10 protein-coding genes are annotated in these 14,126 nt (G+C 48.1%); 5 read left to right on the top strand and 5 right to left on the bottom strand.

The window, feature by feature from the left end:
* Positions 1–128 precede the first annotated feature (128 nt).
* The 4 genes from IV64_RS04715 (at position 129) to IV64_RS04730 (ending at position 5,866) form a co-directional block, all read left to right on the top strand.
* Positions 129–1,901: an ABC transporter ATP-binding protein gene (locus IV64_RS04715; protein WP_057705992.1), complete on the top strand. Its 1,773-nt coding sequence runs from the start codon at positions 129–131 to the stop codon at positions 1,899–1,901.
* A complete protein-coding gene (locus IV64_RS04720) occupies positions 1,879–3,666 on the top strand; it encodes an ABC transporter ATP-binding protein (protein ID WP_057705993.1) in 1,788 nt (595 codons plus the stop codon). The genes IV64_RS04715 and IV64_RS04720 overlap by 23 nt, the downstream gene beginning before the upstream one ends.
* 257 nt (positions 3,667–3,923) lie before the next feature.
* On the top strand, positions 3,924–4,979 hold the full coding sequence (locus tag IV64_RS04725; RefSeq protein ID WP_057705994.1) for a GntR family transcriptional regulator: 1,056 nt from the start codon (positions 3,924–3,926) through the stop codon (positions 4,977–4,979).
* 29 nt (positions 4,980–5,008) lie between these two features.
* Positions 5,009–5,866 (top strand): helix-turn-helix domain-containing protein, encoded by an 858-nt coding sequence (locus IV64_RS04730; protein WP_057705995.1) that lies wholly within the window; start codon positions 5,009–5,011, stop codon positions 5,864–5,866.
* 111 nt (positions 5,867–5,977) lie between these two features.
* Here the strand turns inward: IV64_RS04730 and IV64_RS14855 are convergent, their stop codons facing one another.
* The 5 genes from IV64_RS14855 to IV64_RS04750 form a co-directional block, all read right to left on the bottom strand.
* Positions 5,978–6,157 (bottom strand): LPXTG cell wall anchor domain-containing protein, encoded by a 180-nt coding sequence (locus IV64_RS14855; protein ID WP_083491575.1) that lies wholly within the window; start codon positions 6,155–6,157, stop codon positions 5,978–5,980.
* A 17-nt stretch (positions 6,158–6,174) separates the two neighbouring features.
* Complete coding sequence (locus IV64_RS04735) at positions 6,175–8,538, bottom strand: hypothetical protein (RefSeq protein ID WP_057705996.1); 2,364 nt, start codon at positions 8,536–8,538, stop codon at positions 6,175–6,177.
* Between the two features lie 510 nt (positions 8,539–9,048).
* Positions 9,049–11,589 (bottom strand): AAA family ATPase, encoded by a 2,541-nt coding sequence (locus IV64_RS04740; RefSeq protein WP_057705997.1) that lies wholly within the window; start codon positions 11,587–11,589, stop codon positions 9,049–9,051.
* 107 nt (positions 11,590–11,696) lie between these two features.
* Positions 11,697–12,470 carry an ABC transporter permease gene (locus tag IV64_RS04745; RefSeq protein ID WP_057705998.1) on the bottom strand — a complete coding sequence of 258 codons (774 nt, stop codon included), beginning with the start codon at positions 12,468–12,470 and terminating at the stop codon, positions 11,697–11,699.
* A gap of 16 nt (positions 12,471–12,486) precedes the next feature.
* A complete protein-coding gene (locus IV64_RS04750) occupies positions 12,487–13,422 on the bottom strand; it encodes an ATP-binding cassette domain-containing protein (RefSeq protein WP_057705999.1) in 936 nt (311 codons plus the stop codon).
* Positions 13,423–13,573: 151 nt separating this feature from the next.
* Between IV64_RS04750 and IV64_RS04755 the strand changes: the two genes are divergently transcribed.
* On the top strand, positions 13,574–14,092 hold the full coding sequence (locus tag IV64_RS04755; RefSeq protein ID WP_057706000.1) for a MarR family winged helix-turn-helix transcriptional regulator: 519 nt from the start codon (positions 13,574–13,576) through the stop codon (positions 14,090–14,092).
* Positions 14,093–14,126 lie beyond the last annotated feature (34 nt).

Genomic DNA, 14,126 nt, shown 5'->3' on the forward strand with positions numbered 1-14,126 from the left:
GCCACCTCCCTGCAAAAAAAGCCATGTATTCAGACAAAATCGTCCATTCAGATTACACCGATTTATCGGCATACTAGAACCCTAAAGAACCGTTACTCACCAAATTTCACCTTAGGAGGCTCCCCGTTATGAACCCTTACCAGTGGGTCTGGCAATACGCCAAGCGTAGCCGCTGGCAACTCGTGTTAGCGCTGATTTTAGTTGTGATTAACGCGATTGGCGTCGTCGTTGTTCCCTTACTCGGCGGGGTCATCGTTGACCGCGTCATCACGCAACACCAACTCAATCTGTTAATCCCGCTCCTAGCCACTATGATTGGCGTCACCCTTTTCCGGACCCTCATTCGTTACTGCTACATTATTTTATTTGAACGCATCGGGCAAAATTCACTCTTTGATATTCGCCACGACCTGTTCACCAAACTGCAATCGTTGGATTATACCTTTTTTAATTCCGTAACGAACGGCGATATCATGGCCCGTTTAACGGGGGACACCGATGCCATCCGTCACTTTCTATGTTGGGTCTCCTACAACACACTAGAATGTGTCCTCTGGTTTTTGACCGCCGTCATCGTCATGGCCCGCATTAATTGGCAACTGATGCTGGCACTCGTTATTGTGACGCCCTTAATTGCCTGGCTCACTACCCGGATGAGCAATGAAGCCCACACCGTCTTCTTCAATATACGGCAAAGTTTTGCCCGCTTAAACGCGATGGTCGAAGAAAACATTTCCGGTAACCGGGTCATTCGGGCGTTCGCTAGGGAAGACTTCGAAGTTCAAAAATTTGAAACGCTTAACCAGGACTACCGTGCAAAGAACATGGACTCAGCCAGAGTCTCGCGACGCTACTTGCCCGCTTTGGATTTTCTCGCGTCCCTACTCTCCGTGATTGTTTTACTCTTCGGAAGTAGCCTCGTCATTAATCACCACATGACTTTGGGTGCGCTCGTTTCGTTCAACGGCTTTCTCTGGATGCTGAACCAGCCCATGCGGATGAGCGGGTGGCTTATCAATGACATCCAACGGTTCTCAGCCGCGACAATTAAGATTCAAGCCATGCTCGAAACGCAACCGGTCATCGCACCAACGACCGACGTTGGCGCGCCTAAAATTAAGGGCGCCGTCACCTTTCAACACGTTGACTTTGCTTTCCCGGACGCGCCCGAAGTTAACGTCCTCACCGACATCAACTTTACCGTCAAACCGGGACAAACGTTGGGAATTTTAGGTGAAACGGGGTCGGGTAAATCAACCCTGATGAACCTGATTGCCCGCTTCTACGACCCAACGCACGGCCACGTTTTAATTGATGGCCGCGACGTTCGGGACTGGTCGCCCCAAGAACTCCGCCACCAAACGACCATTGTGACCCAAGACCTGTTCCTATTTTCCGATTCCATCGTCGACAATATCAACTACGGTAACCGCCAAGCACCCGAACAGTTTATTCGCGAGATGGCCGACGTTGCCGACGCCAATAACTTTATCACCACGATGCCGGATGGGTATCACACCGTCGTTGGTGAGCGCGGCGTCGGGCTTTCCGGCGGTCAGAAACAGCGGATTTCTTTGACCCGCGCCCTCGTCAAAGATCCCCGCATTCTGATTCTAGACGATACGACCAGCGCTCTCGATATGGAAACCGAGACAACGATTCAACGGCGCCTGCGTAAGATCACGCAGGATAAGACGGTCTTCATTATTGCTTCGCGGACCTCCTCGTTGCGCCGCGCAGATCAGATTATCGTGCTTCGTCAGGGACGGATCGTTGAACGCGGCACCCACGACGACCTACTTGCTGCCGACGGTTACTACGCCGAAACGTATCGCCGCCAATTAGGCCTACTCATAGAAACGAAAGGAACTGATTCTCGTGGCAAAACGGAACACGTCTAACGAAGACGAACAATTAAAAACCCACTTCAATTGGCACGATTACGCACGGCTCGGGCAATACCTCAAGCCGTACACGTGGCGTATGCTGCTCGTCCTCGGTTCCATTTTAATCGGCAACGTTGCCATCATTTTAGGCCCCTACTTGATGAAAGTCGCCATTGACCAAGCCATCCCGCAGCGTAATTTTCAACTCCTATGGGGACTGAGCGGCACGTTCTTGGTGAGCTTGCTCGTAGCCTTCGGGTGCTTTCGTTATCGTATCTGGGCGATTACCGAAATCGGACAAAATTTGCTCATCGACATGCGCACCGATTTATTCAAGAACTTGCAGAAGCTGCCCTTCGCTTACTTTGACTCGCGCCCCCACGGTAAAATTCTGATCCGGGTCGTTAACTACATCAACACTTTGAGCGACTTACTGGCAAACGGGTTAGTGAACTTGATTTCCGACGTAATCTCACTCGTTATCACCCTGATTTTTATGTTCGCCATCAACTGGAAGCTGACATTAGATAGCCTGGTGCTCATCCCATTTTTACTGTTGTGGGCCTACTACGTTCAAAAAAGACAGCGGACCGCTTTTCGAGCCCTCAGTAACAAGCAGTCTAACCTGAATGCCTACATTCACGAAAGCATTGCTGGCATCAAGGTTACCCAAGGATTTGCACAGGAAGAACACGCCGTCAACACCTTCGATTCCGTGGTCAACGATAATCGGGACGCCTACATGCGCGCGGTCAAAATCCAATACGCGTTGAGCCCCGGAGTGCAAAACATCTCAACCATGACAACGGCGCTAATTTACTTCATCGGTATCCAACAACTAGGCGTAGTTGTCAGCACCGGGACCCTAATTGCCTTTCTTGGCTACATTAATAACTTCTGGAATCCGGTCATTAACATCGGTAACTTCTACAACTCACTAGTTACCGCCACGACTTACTTGGAACGCATTTTTGAAACGATGGACGAACAACCGACCGTTACCGATGCACCCGACGCCTTTGCGTTACCGCCAATTAAGGGAGACGTCCGTTTTAATCAAGTCAGCTTCCGCTATGATGAGGATGGCCCGTTAAACCTCGACAACGTTTCGTTTCACGCCAAGGTCGGCCAAACTATCGCCCTCGTTGGACCAACGGGCGCCGGCAAGTCGACAATTATCAACCTTTTATCGCGATTCTACAACGTTAATAGCGGTCAAATTACGATTGATAACGTTGATCTCAGCCAGGTCACTTTAGAATCGTTGCGGACCCAAATGGGCGTCATGCAACAGGATACCTTTATCTTTTCCGGAACCATCATGGACAATATTCGCTACGGCCGCCTCGACGCCACCGACGCAGAAGTCGTCGCCGCGGCAAAGCTCGCCCGGGCCGACACCTTCATTCGGACTTTGAAAGCTGGCTACCAAACGGAGGTCCAAGAACGTGGTGACAGCATATCGGCTGGACAACGCCAACTATTAGCGTTTGCCCGCGTCCTCTTAGCAGATCCCCGAATTCTGATCCTAGACGAAGCCACCGCAGCCATCGATACGAAAACTGAAGCCCAGTTACAGGCCGGTTTAAACGAACTGCTTAAAGGCCGAACGAGTTTCATCGTCGCCCACCGGTTATCCACCATTCAACAGGCCGACCAAATTTTAGTCATTAATAACGGCCACATCGTTGAAGCCGGGCGCCACGCTGATTTAATCGCGAAACGCGGCGAATACTACGAGCTCTACGATTCCCAGTACCGGATGTTACAGGCTGAATAATAATGATAAGCGTGGAATCAACGGCAACGTAAGCTGCCATTGATTCCACGTTTTGACTATCATCAATTATCAAAATGACCAATAGCTATCAGTGCTTGTCCGTGACCTTCATTTTTTGACATAAAAACCTTTAATTTATAGACATCCTGGTATGTTTTTGCACTTGAAATATACCATGTAAGCGGTTAGAATCAAACCATTAAAGCGTAATGACCACAAAAAGTTATTGGGCCGACTATACCAACTGGAGGATTCTTATGGCTAAATACGAAATACTTTATCAGCGATTGCGAATGGCAATTTTACGTGGCGAGTACGCACCTAACGACCGCTTGCCAAGTGAAAACGCCGTGGCCATTAAATACGGTGTCAGCCGCATTACCTCCAAACGGGCCCTAAATGACTTGGCCGCCGCTGACCTCGTTTATCGTGTCCGGGGTGGTGGGACGTACGTTAAGCCCCATAAAAGTACCACGCAGCGACAAATTCTGTTGGTACTTCCCTTTCCGAAAACGACCGCTTTTGGTGACTATCAAAGCGGAATTCGCGCAACCCTTAAAGACACCACTTGGGAATTGAAATTAATGGCCAATGAGGATTTTCTAAAGCTCGACATGAGTACGTTGGCCCAAAGTTACGCCGGGATTATTTATTATCCTCAAAACTTAGCAACCGAAATGCCCGTTCTAATGGGACTCCACGCACAACGGCTGCCCTTAGTAGTGCTCGACAAGCGGCCGTCCGCACTAGCCGTTCCCAGTGTCGTCAGCGATAACGTCGCCGGCGGGAGTCGTGCCTGTGACCACTTACAAGCACTAGGCCATCAGCGAATCGCCTTTCTACCCGCAACGCCCTTTTGGCAAACCTTTACGGGCACGGTCAGCGACCGCTTCATGGGCTACTTCAACGAACTGACCCTTAACAAAGTGGACCCAACCTTGCCACTCCGCTGGGCGCAAGCGCTCCAAGCCTGTAGTGATGCCGGGCAACTCCAAGCCTACATCCACGCACAGGGCATCACCGCGCTTATTGCTGAAAATGACGTCATTGCTTTACGCGCCATGCACCAACTCCAAGAACTCAATCCAAAAATCATGCAGCACTTAGCGTTAATTGGATTTGACAATCTGCCGGCCGCTGAAAAAAACAAGCCGGCCCTCACCACGGTCGTGCAAGACTTTGCCAACCTCGGTGCAAAAGCCGTTGAAGCTTTACTGGACCAAATTAACAATCCTGACCATACGTTTAACGAGCAAACCGTTGTGAATATCAAGTTAGTGGTCCGCGCATCGACGACGGACGTGCTGCTTTAGACCAGTCAACTTTTCGGAGGTCTTTTTTCATGGATGGACAACAACTACAACAGCTTTATCCACAAGCCACCGTGCAATCAGCACCTAGTGACCAGACCAACGTGATTAGCGTCGCGCTGACCGCCAATAAATTTTTATGGATCGACACGACCAACCTTAACCAACGCGAGCTGGTTCTCTTAGCGCTATTAACGACCAAACAAACGGCACCCACAACGGACGCCTGGTCAGCGTTTTTAACTTGCGAGTCGGCCACGGCCCCGCAAGCAACGGCTAAGTGCTTTCAATTATTGCATTTCCAGGTCCGGTTTACCGATGACAGTCAGCACCATTCGCAGTGGTTAACGGCCCTTGCCGGACTGTTTGACGGTGTGATCCATTCAGCCTTCACTTCGAAAAATGCCGGTTACCTCCTATTAAGCAATCCGATTGGTGCTTCGTCACAACCAGACTTATCAAGCTTATTGGACTTATTAGATAACGACTTTTACACGAATACCCACCTGTTCATCGGCAGTCGCCAACCCGCCGTCACGAACTTACCGGCCGCCTACGCGTTTGAGCAGCAACTCTTTCACCAGACCCATAAACAAGCGGTCGGTAAGTTAAGCAGTAGCTTACTGCCCTACCTAGCCACGACTCACCGCCAGGCACTGAACGGTTTGACCCCCGATTTGTTAGCCGATGCGGATAACCGGCAACTGATTGCCGCCCTCTACCAAACGCAGGGTAACGTTCGGCAAGCCGCGGCCCACTTGTTTTTACACCGCAACACGCTACTCTACCGTATCGATAAATTGGAACGTTGCAGTGGCTTCAACTTGAAAGACATGGACGACCTCGTTTACTGTTACTTACTGACGTTGGCGCAACCGAATCAGACATAGTGTACTAGTGTTAAGATTTTAGACGTCACAAGTATTCCGGCCACGGGGCTTCTTTTTAACCATTTAGCGCACTCAATTGTAAATTCGTCACACAAAAAAACGTGTCCACAATTATGCAGGCACGTTTCTATTTTGCGCTGATTTATTTAGTTGCGGCGCATTCGCCAAGCAATGGCAACTCCCTGCTAGTAACAAGGCGCCTAGTCCTGCTACCCACGACATATTCGTTTCATTAGTCTGTGGTAGTTTCGCATACTTTTTAAAGCACATTATCAATATTGATTGGATCATTAATACTAAATACTACGCTATCGTTGCCGCTTAAATCCAAATAGCGAAATAGTGGTCAATAATAACGCTAGCACACCTGCAAATATACCCTGATTGCCGGTGTTTTTTTCATTAGTTTGTGGCAACGTCGCACCTTGAATCGAACTATTCGACTGATGGATTGACATGACCACCGTGCCGCCAATATTAGGCCGGTATGACCCAATATTCACCCGCTCGTACTTGTATTGAAGCTTCGCTGGCGTCAAGACCCGTAACGTTCTAGTCGGCTTGCCACTTGGTAGCACCATGCTCTTCTCAGGCCGAGTTACTTGCCCGTTAGTCTCTGGTTGGCGCTTACTATTAACACTGACTGGTCGCGTTGAAGTGATGGTCACCGAATGACTACCGTTGCTGGAAACACTAGTTGGCTGTGTTGGAAACGTTATTGGCTTATCAGCAACACCAATTGGCTTGGTTGCGACCGTAACCACCGGGTGCTTTCCGTTGGCGTCCCCAACGCTTGGTTGCGTTGGGGACGTCACTACCTTGTCAGGAACATCAACCGGCTTGGTGGGAGTCGTGACCACCAATTGACTACCGTTATCGGGAACAGTGCTCGGTTTTTCTACTTCGTCAGGAACATCGACTGGTTTGGCTGGCGTTGTGACTACTGGTTGACTAGGGTGATCATTCACGTCGTTTGCTTGAGCCGCAGTTAATTGCATTTGCGCACGTTGTAAGGCCACTTTAGCAGCAACTAACGCTGAATTGGCATCATTGAGTGCTTTTCCCGTGGTAACCACCATTTCCTGAGCCTGGGCCACCACGTCAGTCTGCTTAGCAATGGCGACTTTCAGATCTGCAATCGCTTGGTTTAGACTTGCTAGCCAAGCTAGGTCCTTAGCTAATTGTATCTGTGCGGCCGTTAACTGTGCCGTTAAAGTTTGCACGTCAGCCACCTTGGCCGCCAATTCCTGCTGTGCAGCTTGCAATGCTGCTTGGGCCTGCTCATTGTGGGCCGTCGCGTCAGCTACCGCTGCGTTGGCTTGGTCAAATGCAATAGCTTCTGTTTTAGCATCCGCTGTCTTGGTTGCTAAATCGGCTTTGGCCGTCGCTAGTTGAGCAGCAAAATCCACGGGTGTAATCAACGTGGTATTCGCTGAATTAGGTGTATTGAACGGCGTATGAATGATCTCATGAATTCCGCCATGGTCATCAATACCAATCGCAAGATAACTATCGGATAAGATGTCTGAATCAGACAGGTCAGGAACTTCTGTCCAATTCATGGTAGTTCGATAGATTGCTTCTTTCATGTTTCCAATCGTCAGCGTTCCAGCACTTATTTCATCTGCCAAAGTAGGATCACTACCAAGATTAATATTTTCATCATCAGCAGAATCGAAATCATATTGTTGGCTAACATTTTTGAGTAAATCCTCTAATAAGGTATTTCTTCCATATTCACTCACATATTGTTGACCCAACGTTATATCTTCAAGTGTACTTGTAAAATTATGACTATTGTCACCATTCCACTGTGCCAACAGTTGATTAATCATAACCAAGGCAAACCTGGTCAAATCCGCCCACTGTTCCTGAGTTACTGCATTCAAATTAGCAACAGCAGTCTCGCTGTCAACCTTAGAAGCCGTATAGTTATTGTCGGCTTCAACTTGGTCCATAAATACTATTGCTTTCGACTCATAAGCCGCTTCCGCGGCAAACTGTTGCAACAGTGGCAATTGATGAACATGCTGTTCTTCAGCATTTAGACTCTTCCACGTTTGACCGTCAACCTTAACTTTCGGTTGCGCATCCATCTGTTCTTGCAACTGATTAACATTATCTTCGGCCGTATTAACCGCCACGTTCGCCTGACTCGTTGCTACCTGGGCACTGCCAGCCGTATCCTTAGCTTGTTGTAAATCGCTGGTCGCCACGGTAGCCGTTGACGTCGCACTCGACACATTAGAAGTCGCACTAGCTGCTTGGCTCTTAGCCGCAGTTAAATCGGTGGTCGTTGTTTGTACCTTAACCGTATCGTCAGCCACTGCTTTAGTCGCAGCAGCTTTTTCTTGATTCAGCCCATCCGGGGAAAGTTGACTTAACTTAGTGGTTTCATCCGAAGCTGCCTGAGCCGCACTGCTGGCTGCAACTTGAGCAGTCGACTGAGCTTCAGTAGCCGTTGAAACGTTTTGTTGCGCCTGACTCACGGCCGCGTGCGTTTGGGACGCCGCGCTAGTAGCGGTCTTAGCGCTACTAGTTTGTGTAACAGTGCTAGCGGATGAAGCTTTACCCGCACTACTTTGATTAACCGTATCAGCCTTAGCCTCAAAAGTGCCAGCTCCTAACGCCGCCGCAGTAATAATTAACGTTACTGTGATCTTTTTATTCATAATTACGATCCCCTTACTCAGTTTTCACGCACTATTTATATGGCAACCCCTAAGCACAACCCGCATCTGGCTACTTCACGCCGTACCGCTACCGTTACATCGTTCAAACTAGCTAGTGTTTAAAGACTAATGCCATCATCATTGTCCTATGTACTACTCAGATCGAAACAGTGACCTCAATTAACCAGACCTTATATATAAATTTCATAGTATAACGACAAATGCAAAAAATAATCACACTACTTATCAAACAATAATATTTTTATGTTCCTACATAACTATTTTAACAGGTAATTCGTACATCCGCCGAATTTTATACTGGTTTAACCTTATTTTTTATTATTATTTTTATATTAACAGCAAAAAAAGACACTACAGCCTGTTCCATAATTAGAATCACAAAACACACTAAGCCTAGCTCCACCAGTTTGACAGGGCTAGGCTTAGTGTGTTTTTGTAATATTGACTATCTTAAATTAGTCACTTTAGCGGGTAAAATCCACTTCACTGCTAATACGCTAAATCAAACTTCTCAAAGTGCGCCTTCAAATAGTCCAGCGTCAAGCTCTTACTCGTCTTGATTAGCTGTTCAGGTTTACCGCTAGCCATTAACTGACCACCTGCCTGACCACCCTTTGGTCCCAAATCGATCAGATAATCAGCGTTCGTCATCAGATCAAGGTCGTGGGTGATGATAATAATCGTCGCGCCCTTCGCCTTCAAGCTATTGATAACACCCAACAACGTTTGCACGTCTTGCGGGTGTAACCCAACGGACGGTTCGTCAAAAATAAACAAGGTCTTACTTTGGCGTTTGTTTAGATGGCTCATGAGTTTTAACCGCTGCGCTTCACCACCGGATAAACTAGGCGTACTTTCGCCTAAGTGCAAGTAACCTAATCCCATCTCATCAAGCAACTGAAGCTGCTTTTCGATCTTAGGGACCGTTTCAAAGACACTCAACGCCTCCCGAACCGACAAGTTCAACAGGTCGACAATGCTATAGTCGTGCCACTTGATTGCTTGAATTTCATCCTTGTAACGCGCGCCATGACAGTAAGGACAGACTTCTTCCATGTCTGGCAAGTATTGGATATCCAGGGTAATCGTTCCTAGTCCCCCACACTGTTCGCAAGCCCCCTGCTTATTATTATATGAAAAATAAGCCAGGCCATATTTTTTCGCTTTCGCCGCTGGCAAACTTGCAAATAGCCGGCGCAAATTATCCATAATCGTCGTGTAAGTTGCAATCGTTGAACGGGTGTTTTTCCCAATGGGTTTTGCATCCACGGACACCACGTTCGTTAAATGGGTCTTCAGCGTCGTCACTTGTTTCGGCAAAGCGGCCTTTTCGTTAACCGCCTTGATGGCTGGCACCAGACTATCTAAAATCAGACTAGTTTTTCCAGCGCCGGAAAAGCCAGTCACCGCCGTGATCTCGTTTCCAGGAATTGAGACCGCCACATCGTGTAAGTTGAAGTAATCCTTAACTTCAAAATCGGTGTTAAGGTCACTGGTCTTTTTAGCCACGGGCACTTTTTCATGCATAATGTCTGCTTTACCGGAAATATAAGGGCCAATTAGCGATTGCGGATTCCCCACTAAATCATGAGGCGTACCTTCAGCGATAATATTCCCACCAGCATCCCCAGAACCGGGGCCAATCTCAATCACCCAATCCGCCGCTTCAATGATATCGACTTCATGATCGACGACCACTAACGAGTTGCCTTGCGCAATCAGCTCCCTGAAGATTCGAATGAGGCCCTTGACGTTATCGGGATGCAGCCCAATTGACGGCTCATCCAAAACGTATAACACCCCGGTCGTCTCCGTGCGAATCGTCTTAGCTAACTGTAGCCGCTGAAGTTCACCGGTGGATAAGGTGTTCCCATTACGGGATAGCGTTAAGTAGTCTAATCCTAATTCGAGGAGTGGCCGTAACGTATCCGTTAAATTCTTGAATAGGATGGTCGCCATGCCCTTCATTTCTTGGGGTAAACCTTCTTTAGACTTAGAGACCCAATCAGATAACGTTCCCAGCGTAAGGTCCGCCACTTCAGCAATGTTTTTGCCACCGACTAATTGGGTTAGTAATTCTGGATTTAACCGGGTGCCATGGCAGGTCGGACATACTGAGAAGTGGAAAAATTGATTCACTTGATTGATTGCCCGGTCACTTTTAACCGTTTTAAGGGAATCGTAAACGGCTGCGTGGGCGTTTTCGTATAACGTTTTATCGGTGTGGAAGACCCGGCCCGTTGAAGTTCGAAAATCAACCGGGTACTGTTTCTTCGCACCGTTAAGCACGATGTCTTTTTCGTGGTCCGTTAAATCTTTATACGGCACGTTGATGCGGACACCTAGCGTTTCCGCCACCGTCGGCATAAAGTTCCGACCTGGCAAGTGCCATGAAGCCACGACCCCTTCGGCCAGACTTAAACTGTCATCGCCAATCAGTTTGTCTTCATCTAATTCACGGACTTTCCCAGTCCCGTGACATTCAGGACAGGCTCCGCCAGAGTTGAAGGCAAAGTCTTCCGCGGATTTAGCCATAAATTCGACGCCGCACTCTGGACAAGTTACGTAGCCCATTTTACTGTCCGCACCGCCCGGCAAGTCCATCGCTTGGGCCACCTTTAAACTAGGTGCAATCCGATGCCCGTTGGGACAGACCATGGAACCTAAACGCGAGAAAATCAACCGGACAACGTTGAACAACTCACTCATCGACCCCACCGTTGACCGCTCAGAAGGAACACTTGGCCGTTGACGGAGCGCAATTGCAGATGGAATGTGTTTGACTTCCTGTACCTGCGACCGCTTGCTTTGGCCAATTCGTCGTCTGGTATAGGTCGATAACGCTTCTAAGTAGCGCCGTGACCCTTCCGCGTACAAAATGCCCATGGCTAAAGAACTCTTCCCCGATCCCGACGGACCAGAAATCGCCACAAACTGATTCAATGGAATATCGACATTAATATTTTTTAAGTTATGGACGTTGCCACCCCGTACACTAATATGCTCAATTTGTTTTTCACTCGTTACCATAATTAGCCACCTTTAATTTAATCCTATACTACTAAGACTAGTTTTAAAAGCGTTCCGATTTAAGGCAGCAAGTGCTCGATTTAGATCACACTAAACATTACATGACATTAGTTGCGGTCATAAGCCCACACGGTTAACGGGGCAAAAATGGCCACAATCAAGATATCAAAACCCAAAACTAATAACGCTTCGTGCGTCCAGCTCCCGGTTGCCAAAATTTGCCGAATAGCTGTAATCACGTAGGTTACCGGGTTAAAGTTCGCAATCACGCGCAATGGCTTAGTTAACGATTTCAACGGGACAAAGGCGTTCGACATAAAGGACAGCGCCAGCATCGTAATCAGCGAGAAACTTTGAACGGTCCCCGCACTCTTGGCGAGTAGTCCGACCAACGCAAACAACCACGACAATGCCCAGCCCGTCAGAATAGCTAACAGACCAATCACGATAATCCAGCCAAAGCTAACGTCTGGACGCCAACCGATTAAGTAACCCGTTGTCAGTGACGTGATCGTCGCAATCACCAAACGTAAGATATCGCCAAAGAGTTGCCCCGCAAGCGGCGCAATGTGCGCCATTGGTAACGACTTAAACCGGTCAAAGACACCCGAATCAAGGTCTTCTCGAATTTGTGCGCCGGAACCAGAAGACGCGGATAACATGGTCTGAATCAAAATTCCAGGAACAATCGTGGGCAGGTAAGCCTGCACCCCACCGGCAATCGCCCCGCCAAATAAGTAGGTAAACATTAACATAAACATCACCGGTTGCACGATCACATCCATAAACTGGTCTGGATTGTGAACCGTTTTTAGTAAGTTCCGGTAAGCCATCGTTGCGGTATTCATCAAGACGTTACCACTGTGTGTTTGTACTTCCATTTTGCATTCTTCTTTCTTAGTTCTTGCCGACGGTCAAATTCATAAAGACATCGTCGAGTGACGGTTCTTGAACGGATAATTGGCTGATGGTGATCTTAGCTTGGGTTAAAGCCGATAAAATCGGGGTGAGTTGGGTTATTTGTTTTAAACTGACACTCAGTTGCTGACCCGTTTGTTGAACGGCACTCGTCACTTGTGCCCCCAGTAACTTGAACGCCTGGGCAACTTGCGTCTGGTCATTCACGGTGAAGGCTAGCTTCGTCCCGCCAATTTGTTGCTTGAGTTCAGCCGGTGTCCCCATCTTCACAACTTTACCGTGGTCAATGACGGCCAAGTGATCGGCTAATTGATCCGCTTCGTCTAAATACTGCGTCGTTAAGACAATCGTGGAACCTTCTTGTACGAGCTTGCGGATGGTCGTCCACATTTGGGTGCGGGTCCGCGGATCGAGTCCCGTGGTGGGTTCGTCTAAAAAAATGAGGGCCGGTCGGGTAATCAAGCTAACGGCTAAGTCTAGCCGGCGCCGCATCCCACCGGAAAAGTTCTTCAACGCCTTATCCGCGGAGTTTTCCAACGAGAATTCTGTGAGTAATTCAGCCGTCCGCGCCTTAGCATCCTGACGTGAAAGTCCGTTTAACCGGGAAAAAATCATTAAGTTTTCCCGTGCAGAAATATCTTCGTCAACGGAGGCGTATTGGCCTGTCAAACCAAACATTGAACGCGCTAACCGCCCCTCTTTGACCGTATCGTGACCAAAAATTTTGACCTGGCCCGCATCGGCCTTAAGTAACGTCGTCATCATCCGTAAAGTCGTGGTCTTACCCGCGCCGTTTGGGCCAAGCAGACCAAAGACTTCTCCGGGTTTTACGCTAAATGAAATATCATCAACGACCGTTTTTTGTGCAAATCGCTTCGTTAAATGGCTAACTTCAATCGCATTAATCGTTGTCATATTAATTCCCTCTTATGTTTTATTTTTAATCAGGTCCCCCTGAACAAAAAATATCATAAGGCCCCCTGATTAATTTGTCAACCCATTCGTTAACATCTCGGATGCCATTTCAAAACATTGTCGGGTATAATGGCAGTATGGAGGCGATTCGATGCCTAATTTAATCAAACAAAAAAACGCAGCCGGCAAATTGATCGAATTCAACATGGTCAAGCACACAGCTGATGAAATTTATCACCGCACCCACGCGGATAAGGGTGAACACCAATCGTTATTCCAAGGACAAGGGAAAATCCTACTCGCCCTCTCCCAAACCGATGGGCTCTCCCAAAAAGATCTCGCCACTCAGTTAAGCCTAACGGCGCAGTCCACCGCAGAGTTCGTGAACAAACTGGTCAAGAAACACTTAGTGACCAAGGAAAAGTCAACGACTGACCGGCGCAAAACGGTCATTCGCCTGACGAGTGCCGGACGAAAAAGCGCCACTAAAGAATCTGCAAAGGTGCCAGAGTATTTGAAAAACTTGACTGACACTGAGTTAGACCAACTGTCCGCAATTTTGACAAAAATGAACGACAGCCTGTACAACGAAATCAGTACCGCCAATCCGTCCTGGTACGATAAATTTCACGATAGTATTACCGACCGTTTACGTGACTGGTTTCTTTGATTGCCACGCAAAAATGAGCGTAATAGGAAAAGCC

The organism is Lactiplantibacillus xiangfangensis (assembly GCF_001438845.1).
GTDB classification, from domain to species: Bacteria; Bacillota; Bacilli; order Lactobacillales; family Lactobacillaceae; genus Lactiplantibacillus; species Lactiplantibacillus xiangfangensis.

Excerpts from the sequence above, each read along its gene's own strand:
- IV64_RS04715 (WP_057705992.1), top strand. The coding sequence starts at position 129 with ATGAACCCTTACCAGTGGGTCTGGCAATACGCCAAGCGTAGCCGCTGG.
- IV64_RS04725 (WP_057705994.1), top strand. The coding sequence starts at position 3,924 with ATGGCTAAATACGAAATACTTTATCAGCGATTGCGAATGGCAATTTTA.
- IV64_RS04730 (WP_057705995.1), top strand. The coding sequence starts at position 5,009 with ATGGATGGACAACAACTACAACAGCTTTATCCACAAGCCACCGTGCAA.
- IV64_RS14855 (WP_083491575.1), bottom strand. The coding sequence starts at position 6,157 with ATGATCCAATCAATATTGATAATGTGCTTTAAAAAGTATGCGAAACTA.
- IV64_RS04735 (WP_057705996.1), bottom strand. The coding sequence starts at position 8,538 with ATGAATAAAAAGATCACAGTAACGTTAATTATTACTGCGGCGGCGTTA.
- IV64_RS04740 (WP_057705997.1), bottom strand. The coding sequence starts at position 11,589 with ATGGTAACGAGTGAAAAACAAATTGAGCATATTAGTGTACGGGGTGGC.
- IV64_RS04745 (WP_057705998.1), bottom strand. The coding sequence starts at position 12,470 with ATGGAAGTACAAACACACAGTGGTAACGTCTTGATGAATACCGCAACG.
- IV64_RS04750 (WP_057705999.1), bottom strand. The coding sequence starts at position 13,422 with ATGACAACGATTAATGCGATTGAAGTTAGCCATTTAACGAAGCGATTT.
- IV64_RS04755 (WP_057706000.1), top strand. The coding sequence starts at position 13,574 with ATGCCTAATTTAATCAAACAAAAAAACGCAGCCGGCAAATTGATCGAA.